The following is a 19109-nucleotide window of genomic DNA, read 5'->3' as shown; positions in this document are numbered from 1 at the left end:
CCCTACAATTCGCGGCCATGGCTGTCCCCTCCTCCCAGATCGACCAGCTTGCCGACCGCGTCGAGCGCCTGCTGGTGCGCTACGAGGAACTGCAACGCACCAACGCCCTGTTGTCGCAGCAGGTCGAAAGCCTCACCCAGGAGCGCGAGTCGCTGAAGTCGCGGCTGTCCGCGGCCCGTGCCCGCGTCGATGCGCTGCTCGAGCGCCTGCCCACCATCCGCAGCGCGGCTTGACACCATGGCGACCAGACAGCTCGAGGTGCAGATCATGGGCCAGAGCTATCTGCTCGGGTGCCCGGAAGGCGGCGAGGCCCGGCTGCGTGAGGCCGTGGCGCGCGTGGACGAAGCCATGTGCCGCATCCGCGACGCGGGCAAGGTCAAGGCGCGGGACCGCATCGCCGTGCTCGCCGCCCTCAACCTCGCTTTCGAGCAGATCGCCCGGCCTGCGGAGAGCGCTGCGCGTACGCCCTCCCGCCCCCCCGAATCCGAGGCCGAAGCGGCCCCGCAAGATGCCGCTTCGCAAGAGCGCATCGCGTCGCTGCTGCAACGCGTCGATGCGGTTCTCGGCGACGACGGACAGCTGTTCTGACGCGGCTCGCGCCGCACCATGCCCGGTGCAGTTGAGCTTTGTGCCTCGGCTGTCAAGCGAGGTGCGCAACTCTTTTTTCGCATCGGGTCTTGGCCCCAGCACGCAGCCCCAGCGCCTACAATCGATCGCGTGTCTGCAGTGCATGCCGGGCTTTATATTTCCTTGAACCAATGCTCTCTGAGCTCGGGCTTGGAACATACCTGGCGAGCGTGATCGTCTCGCGTCAGACGAACCCAACGCCAGGTTGACCTCGCCCACCTGAACCCCTGGTTCAGGATGCCGGTCCGGTGGCACTTGCAGACGCCTTTTTTCTGGTGCCCCGCGTGCTTCGGCGGCGGCACACAAAAAGAACGAAGAACGAAGAACGACAGACAAGAACAACAAGCGCTAGACGGATGATTCTCGAACCTCTTCTGCTGGGCCAGCTGGTGCTGCTCGGCATCGGCACCGGCTTCCTGGCCGGCCTGCTCGGCATCGGTGGCGGCATGCTGCTGGTGCCATTCATCACCTTCATCCTCGGCACCCGCGGCGTCGCACCGGAACTTGCCGTCAAGATGGCCATCGCCACGTCCATGGCCACCATCATCTTCACCTCCGTCTCCAGCGTGCGTGCCCACCATGCACGCGGCGCCGTGCGCTGGGACATCGTCAAGCGGCTCGCGCCCGGCATCGTCGTCGGCAGCCTGGTCGCCAGCCTGGGGGTCTTCGCACTGCTCAAGGGCTCTTGGCTCGCGTTGTTCTTCGCCGCGTTCGTGGGCTTCTCCGCGACGCAGATGTTCCTGGACAAGAAGCCCAAGCCCACGCGGCAGCTTCCGGGAACGGGCGGGCAGCTGGCCGCGGGCGGGGTGATCGGTTTCATCTCCGGCCTCGTCGGCGCGGGTGGCGGCTTCATCAGCGTGCCCTTCATGGCCTGGTGCAACGTCGCCATCCACAACGCGGTCGCCACGTCGGCAGCACTGGGTTTCCCGATTGCGGTCGCAAACGTCGCCGGCTACGCGATCAGCGGTCAGTCGGTGGAGTCCCTGCCTCCGGCATCGATCGGCTACATCTGGCTGCCCGGCCTGGCCGTGATCGCTGCAGCCAGCGTCTTCACCGCGCCGCTGGGCGCGCGCGCGGCGCACGCGCTTCCCGTGAAGCCGCTCAAGCGGGTGTTCGCGGCTGTCCTCTACACGTTGGCGGCGTACATGGCCTACAAGGGGTTCAGCGCCTGACGCAGCCCAGCCGGCGGCGGCTGCTCGTCGGCTCCCAGGCGCACAGCCAGTGTGCGCATGGCGCCCAGGACGAGCGCCGGTTCGCTGCGCTGCGGGAAGTGGCCCGACTCGAGGGCGACGATCTGCTCCCCCTGCGGTGACAGCTGCGCCAGCAGCCGCTGGTGTTCGCGCCGGCGCTGCACGGCCTGCGCATCGGCCAGCCAGGGCGGCGGAGGCAGGGCCCCGCTCATCACGATCAGGGGAACCGGCGGAAACGCACCGGCCGCTTCGAGCTCACGCGCGCTCTGCTCCTGCGCCTGCAGTTCGGCGTGGAGGTTGGCGCGGAACCACGCCTTGGGCAGCGGGAACAGCCGGTCGAGGGCTGTCGCGAGCCGCGACTCCTGGCCACGCCCGTGGTCCCGGTCGGCCGGATGGCTCGCCTCCAGCAGCAACACGCCGGCCACCTCGCTTGGATGGCGTCGGGCGAAGAGCATGGCGTGCAACCCGCCCAGTGAATGGCCGACCAGCACGTACGGCGGCACCAGCTCGCAACGCGCGAGGACTTCACGCAGCGTGGCCACCACCGCGTTGGAACTCTGAGGAACGCGCGGCCGGGTACTGCGGCCGAGGCCCAGGCGGTTCCACGCGAGGACGGTGCCGAGCTGCTCGATGTCGGGATAGAGCCCGCGCCATCCTTCCAGGCTGATGCCCGCGCCGGCGAACAGGACCCACACCGGCCGTCCCTGGCCGGAGACGATGCACTCCACGACACCGGCTGCGGTCGATACCAGCCTGCGAGGCGGCAAGGCGCCGCGCATGCGGCTCAGGCGCCGCCGATGCCCACGGTGACCTTGCCGGTGCCGGCGCAGTCGGGGCAGCTGCCGCCCTCCAGCCGGCCTGAGCCGCCGCAACGCGGGCACACACCTTCTCCGGTTCCGGGCGTACCTGCCGGCGCCTCGTCTCCCGGACTCATCGCCGGCTTGGCGCGCGGTGCCGACTGGCCCTGGTTCGGGCCCTGGTCGCCGCCTTGGCCTTGACCCTGGTCGGACGCCGAGGCGCCCGCCTGGGCGCGTGCGCCGGCACGCACCTGGGACGACGCCAGATCGAAGGTGGCTCCCGGGTCCTCCTCGCCGGCAACGGACTCGGTGGCGAGGTCCACCGGGCGTCGGGTGGTGGCCTTGGATGGGTCGGAGGGGTTCATTGGGGAATGCTAGGCAGCCCCGCCCGCGCCGGGCTGTAGGACGCTGCCGCGACGGCGTCCGGGAGCGATGGCGCCCACGGTCGGGCGCGCGTGCAGGAGCACAATCAGCCCATGAATTCCGTAGTGATCCGCGCCGCATTGCCGGGCGATGAAAGCAGCTGGCGCAGCCTCTGGCGCGGCTACTGCAAGTTCTACGGTGCCGTGGTGGCGGATGAGGTCACCGCCCGCACATGGCAGCGCATCCTCGATCCCGACTCGGCTGTCATGTGCGTCGTGGCCGAGGTGGACGGCAAGGTCTACGGCTTCGCCAACTGCGTGGTCCACGAGAACACCTGGGAGATCCAGCCCGTGTGCTACCTCGAAGACCTGTTCGTGCTGCCGTCGGCGCGCAGCCACGGCATCGGCGCGGCACTGATCGAGTGGTTGCGCAATGCGATGCGGGCCGAGGGCTGGGCACGGGTCTACTGGGTGACGCAGCAGGACAACGCCGCCGCACGGCGGCTGTACGACCGCTTCACCCAGGCGGACAGCACGGTGCGCTACGTGATTGCTTCGCGTTGAGGCGCGCAAGGCTGCGTCAGATCGGCGCTGCCCTTGCGCGGCACCTGGTGCTCGGCTGAACCGGCGCGTGGGTGTTTTGATTCAAACTGCGCGAGTACTTCCACCAGACCGAGCATCTGCGCACGCGTGTGCAAGCGGTTGATGACGACCCGTATGCAGAAGCGGTTCAGGGGCACTGCAGGGAAAGTCACGGGCGGCACGTAGTAGCCCGACTCCAGCAGATGCGCCGATAGCGCCTGCAGTCGTTCCATGCTGCCGATCTCCAGCAGGAAAATGGGCGAACGCCCGCTCGAGAGCGAGCGAAGCTGGTGCGACTGCACTGCGCTTCCGAAGAACGCTATGTGGTCGCGAAGCGTAGCCTGCAGCAGCGGCAGTTCGGCGGACCGCATGATGTCGCAGGCAGCGAGCAGCGAGCCGCAGACCGCCGGCTGCAGGGGCCCGGAGAAGATCATGGTCTCGCCGCAGCTGGCGATGAGCTCGCGCCATTCATCGCGTGGCGTCAGCACCATGCCCCCACACGCGGCGAAAGTCTTGGCCATCGACCCGACGACGACCATCCTGTCGGCGTGCGGCTCATGGAACCACGGAGCGGCGTGACCCGCGCCGTGGCGTCCGATCCAGCCGACAGAGTGCGCATCATCGATATAGCAGTGGAAATTGTCGTAGCGGGCCATCAGCCGGAACAGCGCCTCCATGTCCGCGAAGTCGCCATACATGCTGTAGAGGCCGTCGGCCATGTACCAGATGCGGCGCTTTCCGTCTTTGCGCAATCGCACGATGTGCCCCTCGAGTGCAGCGAGGTCGTTGTGCGGAATGCGGAACGTCGCGGTGCCCGCGAGCGTGCATTGGCGAACTGCCATGTGCACGCTGTTGTGCACCTGCGTGTCGAGGATCACCGCGTCCTCTTCGCTAGCAAGCAAGGGAATGGCCGAGAGGTGCGCCAGCGTGCTGGTGGACGCGATCACGGGTCGCACGCCCATCACGGCGCACAGCCGCTCCTCGATCGCTGCGTAGTGCGCTGTCGATGCGATGGCGCGCGAGCTGGAGAACTGGGTGCCGTAGTCCTCGATGGCGGTGACTGCGGCGTCGGCCAGGCGCCGGTCCCATTCGAGCCCGAGATAGCTGCAGGAGAGGAATCCGCAGACCTTCCTGTCGTCCAGCCCCTCCAGCAGGTAGTGGTTCGGCTCGTTGCGCAAGGTGCGCACGCGCAGCCCCAGCATGTTCCTGTCGCGCAGGGCACGCATGTTTCGCAGAAGGTAGTCGTGATGTGACATCGTGGCCTCTGGGTGAGCGCATCAAGCGCGGTGGATCGACGGTTCGCAGATCTGCCCGAGCCAGTTCCGCACCTCGTGAAGACTCCCACAGCTGAACAGGCCGGGAGGATCGACCTCGACTCTCAGCTTTGCGGCCAGCCGCGACGAGAAGATGACCGCCGCGAGAGAGTCGATGTTCAGGTCCAGGAACGACGCGTGCGGATCGATTTCGGCGACGGGCCTCTTGATGACGCTGCTCAACTCGCTCTGCAGCCAGCCGATATCGATAACCGGCACGTGGAGCGCGGAAGGCGCCTTGACGCCCCCGGGCGGTGCCTCGAGCACGACCAGCGTTCCCGCGCGATACGCGTGGGCGCACGCACTACGCTGCAACTTTCCGCTCGATGTCTTGGGAATGCTCGCGGTACGCACCAGGACGACGTCATCGATGCGTATCTCGAATGCTTCGAGAATCGCCCGGCGGATCGCCTGCTTCGCATCGGGCCAGGCGGAGCTCTGGCGCATTGCGGTGCGCTTGAGTTCGATGACGACGACTACCCGGTCATCGGCGTCGGCTTCGTGAAGGGAGAAGGCCGCGCACGCGGACGGCCGCAGCGCAGGATGCGCGGCTTCGGCCACGGCCTCGAGATCTTGCGGCGCGAAGTTGCGGCCACGCACGATGACAAGATCCTTCAGGCGCGAGCTCACGTACACGGCGCCGTCCTGGACGATGCCCAGATCTCCCGTGCGCAAGTAAGGACCATCACCGCTGTCCGCCAGCCGGGCGCCGAAGGTCGCGAGGGTAGCTTCAGGCTTGTTCCAGTAGCCCTGCGCAACGGAGGGGCCCGACAACCAGATCTCACCTTGTGTGCCATCCGCGCAGGGCAGACAGGTCGATGGGTCAACGATGAGCAGGCGGTGGTGCGGCGGCGGCGCGCCGCAGGCAACCAGGGTTCGAACGGTCACACCATCGTTCATCGAGATCGTCGATGGTTCGGTGTGATGTAGGTGGCTGGCCGCGTACAGCGTTGCCTCTGCCATCCCGTAGGCGGGCATAAATGCCGAATGCCGGAACCCGACCGCACCGAATTTGTCGCTGAAACGGCGCATCGTGCTTGCGCGCACAGGCTCGGCACCGCAGTACGCGACCTCCCAGCGCGACAGGTCCAGATCGTGCAGGTCCTCGTCCTCGATGGACTCGACGGCGAGCTCGAACAGGAAATTCGGGCCGCCTGCATGGGTGACACCGAGCCTGGACATCTGCCGCAGCCAGCGCAGGGGCGATGCGGCGAACATTTGCGGGCTCATGAGGAACCCCGTGAAGCCCGAGAAGATGGGCTGGACCACGCCCACGATCAGACCCATGTCGTGGAACAGCGGCAGCGCCACGAGCTGGACAGAGTCGTGCGTGAACTGCAGCCCCCCGCGAAGCGCGGCCGAGTTGGCCATGAGGTTGCCGTGGCTGACCATGACGCCTTTCGGACTTCCTGTGGAGCCCGAGGTGTATTGCAGCAGTGCGAGGGACTCGGGATCTACATGGATCGGCCGCCAAGCTGCATCCACGCACTCTGGCGCAAGGCGCAGATCGAGCACCGCGAAGGGACGACTGGGAGATGTGGGCTTGAAACACACGACTTCGTCGCTGTCCGCCAAGAGGGCGAGCGCACCGGAATCCTCCGCCAGCAGCTGCAAGCGCTCGCTCAACTGGTCGCGTCGCGGGCAGGGTGCAGGAACCGCCACCGCACCAGCCATCAGGCAGGCCAGAAATCCGACAACAAAGTTCCGGTTGCTGCGAGCGACCAGCAACACGCGTTCGCCGGACAAGCCGTGGTCCTGAAGCTGTGCCGCTACGGATGTACAGCTTCTATACAGCGTGGCGTAGTCGATCTCCTGCGCATCTGCGTCGGAGTCGGCGACGAATCCGAAGGCCGGCCGCGTTGGTGTTCGATTCGCCCGCTGCCGGATCAGCTCAGGAATCGTCGCGGCGGACGAGAAAAGCGGCACGCCACCAACGGGCGAAACGGAGTTGCTGCACTTGCTCATCGTGTCCTTTCGGGTCGAAAGGGGCGCCGGGAGGTCGGCGCGACTTACTGATGAGTTAAAGCGTAGTAGTCAGTTATTCGCAAGTCAACCAAAGAATTCAGTTATTCCGCTTCATCTACATCGTTGGCGCATCCGAGAACAGCGCCTTGTACCGATCGCGCAGCACATTCTTCTGCACCTTGCCCATGGTGTTGCGGGGCAGTTCGGCCACCACGTCGCAGTGCTTGGGTATCTTGAAGTTGGCCAGCCGTGCCTTCAGCGCGGCGACGATGGCGGCGCCTTCTACTTCCGCTGTGGGCCGGGGCACCACCACCGCGACGCCGACCTCGCCGAAGTCCGGGTGCGGAACGCCCACCACCGCGCTTTCGGCGACACCGGGCAACTCGTTGATGAAGCCTTCGATCTCGGCGGGATAGACGTTGTAGCCGCCGCTGATGATCAGGTCCTTGCTGCGCCCGACGATGGTGACGTAGCCGCGTTCGTCGATGCGGCCGACGTCGCCGGTCTTGAACCAGCCGTCGGCGGTGAACTCCTCGCGGGTCTTCTCGGGCATGCGCCAGTAGCCGATGAAGACGTTGGGCCCCGTGACCTCGATGCCGCCGACCTCCCCTGCGGCGACGGGGGCACCGTCGTCGCCCCGCACGCGCAACCCGACGCCGGGCAACGGGAAGCCCACGGTGCCGCCGCGGCGCTCGCCGTCGCGCGGGTCGTACGGGTTGGAGCTGAGCATGAGGGTCTCGCTCATGCCGTAGCGCTCGAGGATGGTGTGGCCGGTGCGCTCGCGCCAGACGTCGAAAGTCTCCAGCAGCAGGGGCGCCGAGCCGGAGATGAACAGGCGCATGCCGCGCACCGTGTCACGGTCCAGCGCGGGCTCGGCCAGCATGCGCGTGTAGAGCGTGGGCACGCCCATGAACACGGTGGCGCGCCGCAGCATGTCGATCGCGCGGCGCGCATCGAAGCGGTTCATCCACAGCATGCGGCTGCCGCTGATGAGGGCGCCATGCAAGGCCACGAACAGGCCGTGCACGTGGAAGATGGGAAGCGCGTGCAGCAGCACGTCTGCGCCTTCCTGAGACGGCGTGCGCCAGCCCCAGTAGTCCTTGAGCACGCGGGCGTTCGACAGCAGGTTGCCGTGCGTGAGCATCGCGCCCTTGCTGCGGCCGGTGGTGCCGCTGGTGTAGAGGATGGCGGCCAGATCGCCCGACGTGCGACGAACGACCTCGTGCTCCGCCGCGTGGTGCATCGCGCGCTCGAGCAGGCTGCCGCTGCGGTCGTCGCCCAGGGTGAAGACGTGGCGCGTGCCGGCCTGGAACGCGAGCTTGCTCACCCAGCCGAAATGGGCCGGGCTGCACACCACCACGGCCGGCTCGGCGTTGCCGATGAAGTACTCGATCTCGGCGCTCTGGTAGGCGGTGTTCAAGGGCAGGAACACGTAGCCGGCCCGCAGCGTGGCCAGGTACAGCATCATGGCCTCGACCGACTTCTCTACCTGCACGGCCACCCGCGCGCCCTCGGGCAGATCGAGGGAGCGCAGGAGGTTGGCCAGCATCGCGGTGGCGCGGTCGATGTCGCGCCAGCTGTAGTGCAGCCCGTCGTCGGTCTCGACGGCGACGGCGTCCAGATCGGACGGGAAAGCGGCGCGCAGCGCCGCGAAGAGGTTCTGGTTCTCGCGGTCCATGGAAATCAGTCGAGCTTGGCTCCCGAGGCCTTGACCACGGCGGCCCAGCGCTTGATCTCGCTGGACACCATCGCGGCGAATTCCTGCTGGCTCATGGCGGGGACGTCGGCGCCCTGGCCGGCCCAGATCGCCTTCAGCTCGTCGCTGGCGAGGGCCTTGCGCATCTCCTCGATGGCGCGCACCTGCAACTCCGGCGGCGTGGCCTTGGGTGCCCACAGGGCGTACCAGGTGCTCACGGTGTAATCGGGAAAGCCCACCTCGGCGGCCGCGGGGACATCGGGAAAGGCGGCGACGCGCTTGTTGCCCGACACCATCAGCGCCTTGATGCGCCCGCCCTTGATGTGCGCAGCGGACGAGCCCAGCCCGTCGAACATCATGTCCACCTGGCCGCCGACCAGGTCGCGCAGCGCGGGGCCGGCACCGGTGTAGGGAATGTGGGTGATGAAGGTCTTGCTCTGCTGCTTGAACAGCTCGCCCGCGAGGTGGTGCGAGGTACCCGTGCCGGCGGAGCCGTAGTTGAAGCGGCCGGGGCGGCTGCGCACCGAATCGAGGAAGGCCTTGAAGTCGGCCACCGGCATGTTCTTGGGGTTGACCACCAGCACCTGGGGCACGTTGGCCACCACCATCAGGGGCACGAAGTCGCGCTCGAGGTCGTAATCGAGCTTGGCGTACATCGACGGAGCGATGGTGTGGTGCACCGCGCCCATGAAGAGGTTGTAGCCATCGGGCGCAGCCTTGGCCGCGAGGCTGGCGCCCACCGTGCCCCCCGCGCCGCCCCGGTTCTCGACCACCAGCTGGCGGCCGGTCTGGCGCGCGAACTGCGCCGCCAGCGGCCGGGCGAAGGCGTCGGTACCGCCGCCGGCCGGAAACGGGACCACCAGGTTCACCGGCCGGCTCGGCCAGGCAGCCGGGCCTGTCTGCGCATGGGCCAGGGGCGCCAGGGCGGCTGCGCCCGCAGCGGCTACGCGCAGGATGTCGCGCCGGGTCGGATGGGAATGCATGGAGCGTCTCCGATATTGTTGAGCAGGGCCGCCACGATACCCGCTCGCCCGCCCCACCACATCCGGATTTGCACCGTCACTGCAGGCCTCAGGCCTGCGCCAGCCGCTCGTGCCGCACCGACCACATCCACAGGCCGATGCCGGCGAGCACCATCGGGACGCACAGCCACTGGCCCATGGTCATGCCCAGCGACAGCACGCCCAGGTGCGCGTCGGGCTCGCGGAAATACTCGGCTACGAAACGCAGCACCCCGTAGCCGATGAGGAATGCGGCCGACACCTGTCCGCGCGGGCGGGGCTTGCGCGCGAACAGCCACAGCAGCACGAACAGCAGCAGCCCCTCGAGCAGGAACTGGTACACCTGCGACGGATGCCGCGGCACCATGGAGCCGCTTTGCGGGAAGATCATGGCCCAGGGCAGCGACGGGTCGGCCGGGCGCCCCCACAGTTCGCCGTTGATGAAGTTGCCCACGCGCCCGGCCGCAAGGCCCAGCGGAACGCAGGGCGCCACCAGGTCCATGACCTGCCAGAACGGCTTGCCGCGCGAGCGCGCGAACCACCACTGCGAAACGATGACGCCGACCAGGCCACCATGGAAGCTCATGCCGCCGCGCCACACGGCGAAGATCTCCAGCGGATGGCTGGCGTAATAGCCCGGCTTGTAGAACAGGCAATACCCCAGCCGGCCGCCGACGATGACCCCGAGTACGCCGACGAAGAGCATGTCCTCGACGTCGCGGCGACTCCAGGCACCGGGTCCGCGCACCGACGCGAAGGGCTCGTGGTGCAGTCGCCGCAGCGCGAGCAGCAGGAACAGCGTGAAGGCGGCCACATAGGTCAGCCCGTACCAGTGGATGGCCACGGGACCCAGCTGCAGGGCCACCGGGTCGATCTGGGGAAAGGTCAGCATCGCGGTATTGTGCCGCCGCGCCCGGACCGCAACGCCGCCCGATGGCCGGTCCGCGCGGGGAGTGCGAGGGCCGTCGGATGAGACAATTCCGCTGCGGCGCAGTGCCTGCAGCCGCCCCACTCCCCGCAAGAGATCCCCGCAAGAGAACCCGAGAGACATATGGACACCAAGCCGATCCAGATGCACCTGCGCAGCAGCCACATCACCGAGGGCAAGTCGCGCGCGCCGAACCGCTCCATGTACTACGGCATGGGCTACAAGGAGACCGATTTCGGCAAGCCCATGGTGGGCGTGGCGAACGGCCACAGCACCATCACCCCCTGCAACAGCGGCCTGCAGAAACTCGCCGACGTCGCGGTGGCGGCGATCCAGGAGGCCGGCGGCAACCCGCAGGTATTCGGCGTGCCCACCATCTCCGACGGCATGGCCATGGGCACCGAGGGCATGAAGTACAGCCTGGTCAGCCGCGAGGTGATCGCCGACTGCATCGAGACCTGCGTGCAGGGCCAGTGGATGGACGGCGTGATCGTCGTGGGCGGCTGCGACAAGAACATGCCGGGCGGACTGATGGGGATGCTGCGCGCCAACGTGCCGGCGATCTACGTCTACGGCGGCACCATCCTGCCCGGCAAGTGGAAAGGCCAGGACCTGAACATCGTGAGCGTGTTCGAGGCCGTGGGCCAGAACGCCGCCGGCAAGATCAGCGACCAGGAGCTCAAGGACATCGAGCAGCACGCCATTCCCGGCACCGGCTCCTGCGGCGGCATGTACACGGCGAACACCATGTCCTCGGCGTTCGAGGCCCTGGGCATCTCGCTGCCCTACTCGTCCACCATGGCCAACCCCCACGACGAGAAGATGAACTCGGCGCGCGAGTCGGCCAAGGTGCTGCTGGAGGCGATCCGCAAGGACATCAAGCCGCGCGACATCGTCACGCGCAAGTCGATCGAGAACGCCGTGGCCGTGATCATGGCCACGGGCGGCTCGACCAATGCCGTGCTGCACTTCCTGGCCATCGCGCACGCGGCGGGCGTGGAGTGGACCATCGACGATTTCGAGCGCGTGCGTCGCAAGACGCCCGTGATCTGCGATCTCAAGCCCAGCGGCAAGTACCTGGCGGTGGACCTGCACCAGGCCGGCGGCATTCCGCAGGTCATGAAGCTGCTGCTGAACGCCGGGCTGCTGCACGGAGACTGCCTCACCATCACCGGCCAGACGATCGCCGAGGTGCTGAAGGACGTGCCCGATGCGCCGCGCGCCGACCAGGACGTGATCCGCCCGATCGACAAGGCGCTCTACAAGGAAGGCCACCTCGCGATCCTCAAGGGCAACCTGTCGCCCGAAGGCGCCGTGGCCAAGATCACCGGGCTGAAGAACCCTGTCATCACGGGCCCTGCACGGGTGTTCGACGACGAACAGTCGGCGCTGCAGGCCATCCTCGACGGCCGCATCCAGGCCGGCGACGTGATGGTGCTGCGCTACCTGGGCCCCAAGGGGGGTCCCGGCATGCCGGAGATGCTGGCCCCCACGGGTGCGCTGATCGGCGCCGGGCTGGGCGAGAGCGTGGGCCTGATCACCGATGGCCGGTTCTCGGGCGGCACCTGGGGCATGGTGGTTGGGCACGTGGCACCCGAAGCCGCCGCCGGCGGCACCATCGCGCTGGTGCAGGAGGGCGATGCGATCACCATCGATGCGCACCAGCTGCGGCTGCAGCTCGACGTGCCCGACGACGAGCTCGCCCGACGCCGCGCCGAGTGGAAAGCACCTGCGCCGCGCTACAACCGCGGCGTGCAGGCCAAGTTCGCGTTCAACGCCTCCAGCGCGAGCAAGGGCGCGGTGCTCGACGCCTTCTGACGGCTCACGGTGGCGCCCTCCCGCCCTGGGCGCGGGCGGGGCGTCGCCGCCGTCCTACGCGCCGGCGCCGCCTCGGCCCCTAGCATGGGGCCTCGCAGGAGGCACCCCATGGACACCCTCTCCGTCTGGCGCGGCACGGCCCCGTCGCCTGGCTTCGGCATGCTCTCCGGTGACCTCAGCACCGATGTGCTCATCATCGGCGGCGGGATCACCGGCGTCACGCTGGCCGTACTGCTCGCGCGCGCCGGCCGCCAGGTGATGCTGCTGGAGGCGCACGAGATCGGCAGCGGCTCCACCGGCAACTCGACCGGCAACCTGTACGAAACCCTGGCCGAAGGGCTCTCGTCGGTGCGATCCCGCTGGGGCGTCGATATGGCCCGGGAGGTCCTGGCGGTGCGTCGCGCGGCGGTCGAGTTCATCGAGCAGCAGGCCCGGGGCGTGCCCGATGCGGCGTTCCGGCGCTGTCCGCTGGTGCGCTATGCGCTCTCGCCTTCGCACCAGGCCGAGGTAGACAAGGAGTTCGAGTCGCTGCAGGCCGCCGGCGCCACGGTCGAGCGCAGCCAGCAGCTGCCGCCGGGTCTGCCGGCCGCGGCAGGCCCTGTCGTGATGCTGGCGAACCAGGCGCAGATGCACCCACAGGGCTACCTGGTCCACATGGCGAAGCAGGCGGCGCAGGCGGGCGCCTCGCTGCACGAGCACACCCGCGTGCTGGACATCGACACCAACGCGCGGGTGGTGGACACGGCCACCGGGGCGGTGAAGTACCGCGAGCTGGTGATGGCCACGCACACGCCCAAGGGCATCCGGCTGGTGCACAACGAGATGCCGGTGCATCGGGAATACGGGGTCGCGCTGCCGCTGCAGGCCGGACACGACATCGGCCCGGGCATCTTCTGGGCCGAGGGCGACGAAGGGATTTCGGTGCGCACGCTGGACCACGGCGGCCAGCGGTTCGTAGTGTGCGTCGGGCAGGACCATCTGCCGGGGGCCCACAACGCCAAAGCCGCGCTGATGGCGGTGGAAGCCGCGGCGCGGCGGCACTTCGGCGAAGCCGAGGTGGCCTACCGCTGGTCGGCCCAGAACTACCGCGGCGCCGACAGCCTGCCCTACATCGGCCGCGACAAGTCGGGCTGCTTCGTCGCCACCGGCTTCGCGACCGACGGGCTGACCTGGGGCACCTTGGCGGCCCGCATGATCGCCGACGAACTCCAGGGCGGCATGCACGCCTTCGCACGGCATTGCAAGCCCACCCGGCTCTCGCCCATCAAGGGAGGCAAGGCTTTGCTGCAGGAAGCGGCGGTGGTGACCAAGGCGCTGCTGAAGGACTATCTGACGCACCGCCAGGAGGAGCGGCTGTCCAGCCTGGCGCCGGGCGACAGTGCCCTCGTGGACGCCGAGGGCGAGAGCTGCGCGGCCTGGCGCTCGCCCGACGGCGAACTGTTCGCGGTCTCGTCCGTGTGCACCCACATGGGATGCAAGGTGCACTGGAACAGCGTGGAAACGAGCTGGGACTGCCCCTGCCATGGCAGCCGGTTCCGGCCCGACGGAACCGTGATCGAGGGCCCCGCGCTCAAGCCGCTGGCCCGCAAGTACCCACGTTCGCTGGAGCCCTGAACGCGTCGCCTGCGCAGCTCGTGGCTGCTGTCGCAGCTGCGTACGGGTGCCTGGTGCGGTTGTCCGGCGCCTGCGGCGGCGCGTACATCTCTCTCAGGGCATGTAGGACGAGTGACGCACGCCGTTGCGCTCGAGCTGCTTGCGCAGCTTGGCGATGCGGCGGGCTTCCTCGCGCTGTGCGGCGCGGCGTTTGGTCAGACCGGTGAGGTCGGACACCGCCCACCACAGCGAGACGATCGGAAAAGGGAGCATCACGCCCCACCAGGGCCAGTCGGCGACGGGGCCGATTCCCACCAGCTTGAGGGCGACCAGCACGATCCCCAGCACGAGCAAATACATCGAATCCCTCCAGACGGCTAGGCGATTTCCCCAAGCCCTTTCGCGGCTTGCAGGTCAACGCTGCTCACTACAATCGCGTTGGTGACTGTAAACCAACCGCAGAGGAACTCCTTATGAAACGTGCCCTGTTTGCCTTGGCCGCCACCGCCTTCATCGCGGCGCCGGCACTGGCCGACCAGGCCCTGGCGAGCGCGAAGAACTGCATGGCCTGCCATGCCGCCGACAAGAAGCTCGTCGGACCGTCGTTCAAGGACGTGGCCACGAAGTACGCCAAAGACGGCGCCGCCGTGGACAAGCTGGCCGTGAAGATCATCAAGGGCGGCTCGGGCGTGTGGGGTCCGGTCCCCATGCCGGCAAATGCCCAGGTCAGCGAGGCCGAAGCCAAGAAGCTGGCCAGCTGGGTCATGAGCATCAAGTAAGACCCCGCGCGATCTCCGCGCGCCGGTAGCGCACCGCAGAAAGGCCGCTCACGCGGCCTTTTTTCTTGGGCGCTGCATGGCGGGGGCCGGCTTGAGGTTTGCAGCTCGCGCAGAACGGGCGCCATGTTTGGGTGACACGGCCTCGACGCGCAGAAGCCGCTCGCCGCACCCCGCTCCCGAACCTTGCACCGGGTACCCGCAAGCCGGTAGCACCGGAATCGGAACCGCTGCCGCGGCGGCCCCTCGCCCGCTCAGTTCTTCTCGGACAGCTGCTCAAGGATGGCCGGGTTTTCCAGCGTGCTGGTGTCCTGGGTGATGGCCTCTCCCTTGGCGATGCTGCGCAGCAGGCGGCGCATGATCTTGCCGCTGCGCGTCTTGGGCAGGTTCTCGCCGAAGCGGATGTCCTTGGGCTTGGCGATGGGGCCGATCTCCTTGGCCACCCAGTTGCGCAGTTCGTTGGCGATCTGGCGCGCCTCCTCGCCGCTCGGGCGGGGCCGCTTGAGGACGACGAAGGCGCAGACCGCCTCGCCGGTGAGCTCGTCGGGCCGGCCGACCACCGCCGCTTCGGCAACCAGGTCGGTCTTGGCCACCAGGGCCGACTCGATCTCCATGGTGCCGAGCCGGTGGCCCGAGACATTGAGTACGTCGTCGATGCGGCCCGTGATGCGGAAGTAGCCTCGGTCGGCGCTGCGCACCGCACCGTCGCCGGCGAGATAGATCCGTCCGCCCATCTCCTCGGGGAAGTAGCTTTTCCTGAAGCGCTCGGGGTCGTTCCAGATGGTGCGGATCATCGCGGGCCAGGGCCGCTTGATCACCAGCATGCCCCCGGCGCCGTGGGGCATGTCCTTGCCGGTCTCATCGACGACGGCCGCAGCGATGCCGGGCAGCGGTAGCGTGCACGATCCGGGCACCAGCGGCGTCGCGCCCGGAAGCGGCGTGATCACGTGCCCGCCGGTCTCGGTCTGCCAGAAGGTATCGACCACCGGGCAGCGTTCGCCGCCCACGTTTCGCCAGTACCACATCCAGGCCTCGGGATTGATCGGCTCGCCGACGCTGCCCACGATGCGCAGGCTCGACAGGTCGCTGCGCGCCGGGTGCACCTTCTCGTCGGCCTCCGCCGCCTTGATGAGGGAGCGGATGGCGGTCGGCGCCGTGTAGAAGATGGAGACCTTGTGCCGCTCGATCATCTGCCAGAACCGACCCGCATCCGGCCAGGTGGGTACGCCCTCGAAGATGACCTGCGTGGCGCCTGCCGCCAGCGGGCCGTAGGCGACGTAGGTGTGGCCGGTGATCCAGCCGATGTCGGCGGTGCACCAGAACACGTCCTGCGGCCGGACGTCGAAGGTCCACAGCATCGTCAGGTGCGCCCACAGCAGGTAGCCGCCGGTCGCGTGCTGCACGCCCTTCGGTTTGCCCGTCGATCCGGACGTGTACAGGATGAACAGCGGATGCTCGGCTTCCACGGCGACCGGAGGGCACTCGCTCGACTGACCTTCGAGTGCCTCCTCGAAGGTCTTGTCGCGGCCCGCCACCATGGTGCACGCCGTCCGGGTGCGCCGGTACACCAGCACCGTGCGCAGCGTGTCGCAGCCCCCCATGGCGATGGCTTCATCGACGATGGCCTTGAGCGGCATTTCCTTGCCGCCGCGCATCTGGAAATTGGCCGTGACCACGGCCTTTGCGCCGGCATCGATGATGCGCTCGTTCAGTGCCTTGGCCGAGAAGCCGCCGAACACCACGCTGTGCGTGGCGCCGATGCGCGCGCAGGCCTGCATCGCGACGACGCCCTCCACGGTCATGGGCATGTAGATGACGACGCGGTCGCCCTTCTCGATGCCCTGCGCCCTCAGCGCGTTGGCGAAGCGGGCGACGCGTTCGAGCAGTTCGCGATAGCTGATGCGGCTGACCTGCCCGTCGTCGGACTCGAAGACGATGGCGGTCTTGTGTTCCACCGGCGTGCCCAGGTGCTTGTCCAGGCAATTGGCCGAGGCATTGAGCTCGCCGTCGTCGAACCACCGGTAGAACGGCGCGCGGCTGTCGTCCAGCGTGCGCGTGAACGGCCGGCTCCAGACGACGTGCTCGCGCGCCAGCCGGGCCCAGAACCCCTCGAAGTCGCTCTCGGCCTCGCGGCACAGCGCCTCGTAGGCCTGCATGCCCGAAATGCGGGCGCCCTGCTGGGCAGCGTCGGAGGGAGGGAACACGCGGTTTTCGACCAGGACCGATTCGATGGCAGTCATGCTTGTCTCCGGAGGTGGTGGCTGTCGGGCGCGACTTTCTGCCGGGCCTCTTACATCGCACTGACTGAGTGTAGCCAGGGGTGCGGGGGGGCTGCGCGCCCTAGAATCGCCGGTCCCTTTTCCAATCCCCCCCGATGGCCGACCCGAATCCGCTGCAGACCAGGAACTCTCCCCTGCGTCCCCTGCCGAACCTGATTTTTGCCAGCCGCTGGCTCCAGCTGCCGCTCTACCTGGGCCTGATCGCGGCCCAGGCCGTCTATGTCTTTCACTTCTGGGTCGAGCTGATTCACCTGCTCGAGGCCGCCTTCGGCAGCGAGGTCGCCCTGCAGAAGCTGATCACCAGCATCGGCTACAAGAGCACGGCCGCGGTGACCAGCCTGAACGAGACCGTCATCATGCTGGTCGTTCTGGCGCTGATCGACGTGGTGATGATCTCCAACCTGCTGATCATGGTGATCGTCGGCGGCTACGAAACCTTCGTCAGCCGCATGAACCTGCAGGGCCATCCCGACCAGCCCGAATGGCTGAGCCACGTGAACGCCTCGGTGCTCAAGGTCAAGCTCGCCACCGCCATCATCGGCATCAGCTCGATCCACCTGCTCAAGACCTTCATCAATGCCGACAACTATTCCGACCGGGTGCTGATCGCGCAGACCGCCATCCATATCGCGTTCCTGCTGTCGGCGATGGCGATCGCCTACACGGACCGGATCATGGCCGGCGGCACCTCCGGCGCCAGGCACTGAAGCCTGTGGCCGGCGCTCACGCCAGCTTGGCGGGCGGCAGCCACACCTCGACCTGCAGCCCGCCGCCCAGGCGCTTCGCCAGGCGCAGGCTGCCGCCGTGCGCCTCGACTTCCTGTCGCGCGATGGCCAGGCCCAGGCCGCTGCCGGCGCCGCGTGCGCGTCCTGCATCGGTGCGGTAGAAGGGGCGTCCGAGCAGGGCGAGCTCGGCGTCCGATACGCCCGGGCCGGCGTCGAGCACACGCACCACGACCCAGCCGTTCTCCAGGGCGCTGGACAGCTCCACCCGGCCGCCGCCGTGCCGCACCGCGTTGTCCACCAGATTGCCGAAGATGCGGCGTGCCGCCGCAAGCCGCAGATCGGTGTAGGGCAGGCCTCCGAGGTTCACCTCGAAGGTCACGCCGGCGCCGGCGTGCTGCAGCGCGAGTTCGCCCAGCAGAGGATTGATGTCCAGCGGCAGCTTCGGCTCGAGATCGCTCGCCTGCGCGAAGGCGGCGAACTGCTCCAGGACCCGGTCCATCTCGCCCGCATAGCGCAAGGCTTCCACCGGCGTGGTCGCGCGGGGCAGCGCAGCTCGCAGGCCATCCAGCAGGCGGCGCAGATCCTGGGACACGCCCGTCATCATCACGGCCCGTTCTGCATGGGCGTCCGCCAGCCGCGCGGCCATCTTCTTGAAGTGCCGATCGAGTTCCAGAACGTCGCCGTCGTGCCCGGACGGCGGCATGGGGGCCGGGCCGCCGCCGCGCGCGTCGATGCCGTCCATCGCGTCCACGAGCCAGCCAAGCTGACGGCGCATGCGCACCAGCAGGAAGGCGGCGCCGGCCGAAGCGACCGCGGTGGTCGCCAGCGCGACCAGGATCAGGTAGGGCAGCGGAATATCGACGAAGCCCGACAAATCGTGGCGGATCCAGCGCGTGCGCCCTTCTCCCAGCGGCAGCCCGAGCCACAGGAAGGGCGGCGTGCCCGCGGTGAACGCCACGTTGTAGTTGGGCAACTGCTCGCGCATGGACAGGAAGTAGCGCTCGATCATGTCCGTGCGTGGCTCGGTGAATCCCCAGTTCGCCGGATCGTCAGCCACCAGGCGCCCGTTGGTGAGGCGGCCGAGCGCGTCGAGGTGGGCGTCACGCATCTCCGGGGGCAGTGCCCGAACGGACGCGGCGACCGCCGCCAGCGAGGCGGAAAACGCATCGGCAACCATCTGCACGCGCCGGTCCTGCACGAAGCGCACGAACGAGAGGCTGAGCAGCGCCAGCGTGAGCACGGCCACCGAAAGGATCACGAGAAAGTTGACCAGGAAAGGGCCACCGAAACGCTGCACCTTGGCGCGCACGGTCTGCAGCAGTGCCGATGCGCGCCCTCGTACCGTCGTCCCGGCGCCATCGAGCTCCTGCGGCGCCGTCGCGGCCGCTGCGCCGTTCGTCACAGCGGGTTTACTGTTGTCGTCCATTCCAGGCCCTCCATTGCCGGCCTGGCGGCGC

General features: G+C 68.1%; 18 protein-coding genes and 1 other RNA gene. 9 read left to right on the top strand and 10 right to left on the bottom strand.

Annotated features, from left to right (window positions below; translation table 11 throughout):
• Nucleotides 1–17: 17 nt before the first annotated feature.
• The 4 genes from zapB (at nt 18) to WG922_RS08080 (ending at nt 1799) form a co-directional block, all read left to right on the top strand.
• Nucleotides 18–233 (top strand): cell division protein ZapB, encoded by a 216-nt coding sequence (gene zapB / locus WG922_RS08095; RefSeq protein ID WP_340281939.1) that lies wholly within the window; start codon nt 18–20, stop codon nt 231–233.
• 4 nt (nt 234–237) lie between these two features.
• Entirely contained in the window at nt 238–588 is a 351-nt protein-coding gene (locus tag WG922_RS08090) for a cell division protein ZapA (protein ID WP_340281936.1), read from the top strand.
• 127 nt (nt 589–715) lie between these two features.
• A non-coding RNA gene (gene ssrS, locus WG922_RS08085) (6S RNA) lies at nt 716–895 on the top strand.
• An 88-nt stretch (nt 896–983) separates the two neighbouring features.
• Nucleotides 984–1799 (top strand): sulfite exporter TauE/SafE family protein, encoded by an 816-nt coding sequence (locus WG922_RS08080; RefSeq protein WP_340281934.1) that lies wholly within the window; start codon nt 984–986, stop codon nt 1797–1799.
• Here WG922_RS08080 and WG922_RS08075 read toward each other — a convergent pair.
• Both WG922_RS08075 and WG922_RS08070 read right to left on the bottom strand, forming a co-directional pair.
• Nucleotides 1778–2596, bottom strand: a complete 819-nt coding sequence (locus WG922_RS08075) for an alpha/beta fold hydrolase (RefSeq protein WP_340281933.1) — start codon at nt 2594–2596, stop codon at nt 1778–1780. The two genes, WG922_RS08080 and WG922_RS08075, sit on opposite strands and share 22 nt — an antisense overlap.
• A 5-nt stretch (nt 2597–2601) precedes the next feature.
• Nucleotides 2602–2979: a hypothetical protein gene (locus WG922_RS08070; RefSeq protein ID WP_340281932.1), complete on the bottom strand. Its 378-nt coding sequence runs from the start codon at nt 2977–2979 to the stop codon at nt 2602–2604.
• A gap of 111 nt (nt 2980–3090) precedes the next feature.
• Here WG922_RS08070 and WG922_RS08065 point away from each other — a divergent pair, with 111 nt between their 5' ends.
• Nucleotides 3091–3540, top strand: coding sequence for a GNAT family N-acetyltransferase (locus WG922_RS08065; protein ID WP_340281931.1), 450 nt, complete (start codon nt 3091–3093; stop codon nt 3538–3540).
• Here the strand turns inward: WG922_RS08065 and WG922_RS08060 are convergent.
• The 5 genes from WG922_RS08060 to lgt form a co-directional block, all read right to left on the bottom strand.
• Nucleotides 3519–4814: an aminotransferase class I/II-fold pyridoxal phosphate-dependent enzyme gene (locus WG922_RS08060; protein ID WP_340281930.1), complete on the bottom strand. Its 1296-nt coding sequence runs from the start codon at nt 4812–4814 to the stop codon at nt 3519–3521. The genes WG922_RS08065 and WG922_RS08060 overlap by 22 nt on opposite strands.
• Before the next feature lie 21 nt (nt 4815–4835).
• The gene (locus tag WG922_RS08055) at nt 4836–6836 is read right to left on the bottom strand and encodes an AMP-binding protein (protein ID WP_340281929.1); all 2001 of its coding nucleotides are present in this window, start codon (nt 6834–6836) and stop codon (nt 4836–4838) included.
• Nucleotides 6837–6951: 115 nt separating this feature from the next.
• A complete protein-coding gene (locus WG922_RS08050) occupies nt 6952–8514 on the bottom strand; it encodes a malonate--CoA ligase (protein WP_340281928.1) in 1563 nt (520 codons plus the stop codon).
• Between the two features lie 5 nt (nt 8515–8519).
• Complete coding sequence (locus WG922_RS08045) at nt 8520–9515, bottom strand: Bug family tripartite tricarboxylate transporter substrate binding protein (RefSeq protein ID WP_340281926.1); 996 nt, start codon at nt 9513–9515, stop codon at nt 8520–8522.
• A gap of 88 nt (nt 9516–9603) precedes the next feature.
• Nucleotides 9604–10425 (bottom strand): prolipoprotein diacylglyceryl transferase, encoded by an 822-nt coding sequence (lgt, locus tag WG922_RS08040; protein ID WP_340281925.1) that lies wholly within the window; start codon nt 10423–10425, stop codon nt 9604–9606.
• A 159-nt stretch (nt 10426–10584) separates the two neighbouring features.
• Between lgt and ilvD the strand changes: the two genes are divergently transcribed.
• Entirely contained in the window at nt 10585–12279 is a 1695-nt protein-coding gene (gene ilvD / locus WG922_RS08035) for a dihydroxy-acid dehydratase (RefSeq protein ID WP_340281923.1), read from the top strand.
• A gap of 108 nt (nt 12280–12387) precedes the next feature.
• Nucleotides 12388–13893, top strand: a complete 1506-nt coding sequence (locus WG922_RS08030) for an FAD-dependent oxidoreductase (protein ID WP_340281921.1) — start codon at nt 12388–12390, stop codon at nt 13891–13893.
• A gap of 93 nt (nt 13894–13986) precedes the next feature.
• Here WG922_RS08030 and WG922_RS08025 read toward each other — a convergent pair whose 3' ends face one another.
• Nucleotides 13987–14232, bottom strand: coding sequence for a TIGR04438 family Trp-rich protein (locus tag WG922_RS08025; RefSeq protein ID WP_340281920.1), 246 nt, complete (start codon nt 14230–14232; stop codon nt 13987–13989).
• Nucleotides 14233–14345: 113 nt separating this feature from the next.
• Here WG922_RS08025 and WG922_RS08020 point away from each other — a divergent pair, with 113 nt between their 5' ends.
• On the top strand, nt 14346–14651 hold the full coding sequence (locus tag WG922_RS08020) for a c-type cytochrome (RefSeq protein ID WP_340281918.1): 306 nt from the start codon (nt 14346–14348) through the stop codon (nt 14649–14651).
• A 251-nt stretch (nt 14652–14902) separates the two neighbouring features.
• Here the strand turns inward: WG922_RS08020 and acs are convergent, their stop codons facing one another.
• Nucleotides 14903–16888 carry an acetate--CoA ligase gene (acs, locus tag WG922_RS08015; RefSeq protein WP_340281916.1) on the bottom strand — a complete coding sequence of 662 codons (1986 nt, stop codon included), beginning with the start codon at nt 16886–16888 and terminating at the stop codon, nt 14903–14905.
• A 134-nt stretch (nt 16889–17022) separates the two neighbouring features.
• On the opposite strand from acs, the gene WG922_RS08010 reads away from it, so the two are divergent.
• Nucleotides 17023–17634: a YqhA family protein gene (locus tag WG922_RS08010; protein ID WP_340281915.1), complete on the top strand. Its 612-nt coding sequence runs from the start codon at nt 17023–17025 to the stop codon at nt 17632–17634.
• A gap of 16 nt (nt 17635–17650) precedes the next feature.
• On the opposite strand, the gene WG922_RS08005 is transcribed toward WG922_RS08010, so the two are convergent.
• Nucleotides 17651–19078 carry an ATP-binding protein gene (locus WG922_RS08005; RefSeq protein WP_340281913.1) on the bottom strand — a complete coding sequence of 476 codons (1428 nt, stop codon included), beginning with the start codon at nt 19076–19078 and terminating at the stop codon, nt 17651–17653.
• Between the last annotated feature and the right edge of the window lie 31 nt (nt 19079–19109).

The sequence above is a fragment of the Ramlibacter sp. AN1015 genome (assembly GCF_037726105.1).
In the GTDB taxonomy this organism is placed as follows: Bacteria; Pseudomonadota; Gammaproteobacteria; order Burkholderiales; family Burkholderiaceae_C; genus Ramlibacter.
Note: the sequence above shows the minus strand (reverse complement) of the source record. Positions and strands in the feature narration are given on the sequence as shown.

Bases quoted from the DNA above. Each gene is read 5' to 3' on its own strand.
- WG922_RS08050 (WP_340281928.1), bottom strand. From the start codon at position 8,514: ATGGACCGCGAGAACCAGAACCTCTTCGCGGCGCTGCGCGCCGCTTTC.
- WG922_RS08090 (WP_340281936.1), top strand. From the start codon at position 238: ATGGCGACCAGACAGCTCGAGGTGCAGATCATGGGCCAGAGCTATCTG.
- lgt (WP_340281925.1), bottom strand. From the start codon at position 10,425: ATGCTGACCTTTCCCCAGATCGACCCGGTGGCCCTGCAGCTGGGTCCC.
- WG922_RS08065 (WP_340281931.1), top strand. From the start codon at position 3,091: ATGAATTCCGTAGTGATCCGCGCCGCATTGCCGGGCGATGAAAGCAGC.
- acs (WP_340281916.1), bottom strand. From the start codon at position 16,888: ATGACTGCCATCGAATCGGTCCTGGTCGAAAACCGCGTGTTCCCTCCC.
- WG922_RS08075 (WP_340281933.1), bottom strand. From the start codon at position 2,596: ATGCGCGGCGCCTTGCCGCCTCGCAGGCTGGTATCGACCGCAGCCGGT.
- WG922_RS08055 (WP_340281929.1), bottom strand. From the start codon at position 6,836: ATGAGCAAGTGCAGCAACTCCGTTTCGCCCGTTGGTGGCGTGCCGCTT.
- WG922_RS08060 (WP_340281930.1), bottom strand. From the start codon at position 4,814: ATGTCACATCACGACTACCTTCTGCGAAACATGCGTGCCCTGCGCGAC.
- WG922_RS08045 (WP_340281926.1), bottom strand. From the start codon at position 9,515: ATGCATTCCCATCCGACCCGGCGCGACATCCTGCGCGTAGCCGCTGCG.
- WG922_RS08080 (WP_340281934.1), top strand. From the start codon at position 984: ATGATTCTCGAACCTCTTCTGCTGGGCCAGCTGGTGCTGCTCGGCATC.
- zapB (WP_340281939.1), top strand. From the start codon at position 18: ATGGCTGTCCCCTCCTCCCAGATCGACCAGCTTGCCGACCGCGTCGAG.
- WG922_RS08070 (WP_340281932.1), bottom strand. From the start codon at position 2,979: ATGAACCCCTCCGACCCATCCAAGGCCACCACCCGACGCCCGGTGGAC.
- WG922_RS08025 (WP_340281920.1), bottom strand. From the start codon at position 14,232: ATGTATTTGCTCGTGCTGGGGATCGTGCTGGTCGCCCTCAAGCTGGTG.
- WG922_RS08030 (WP_340281921.1), top strand. From the start codon at position 12,388: ATGGACACCCTCTCCGTCTGGCGCGGCACGGCCCCGTCGCCTGGCTTC.
- WG922_RS08010 (WP_340281915.1), top strand. From the start codon at position 17,023: ATGGCCGACCCGAATCCGCTGCAGACCAGGAACTCTCCCCTGCGTCCC.
- WG922_RS08020 (WP_340281918.1), top strand. From the start codon at position 14,346: ATGAAACGTGCCCTGTTTGCCTTGGCCGCCACCGCCTTCATCGCGGCG.
- ilvD (WP_340281923.1), top strand. From the start codon at position 10,585: ATGGACACCAAGCCGATCCAGATGCACCTGCGCAGCAGCCACATCACC.
- WG922_RS08005 (WP_340281913.1), bottom strand. From the start codon at position 19,078: ATGGACGACAACAGTAAACCCGCTGTGACGAACGGCGCAGCGGCCGCG.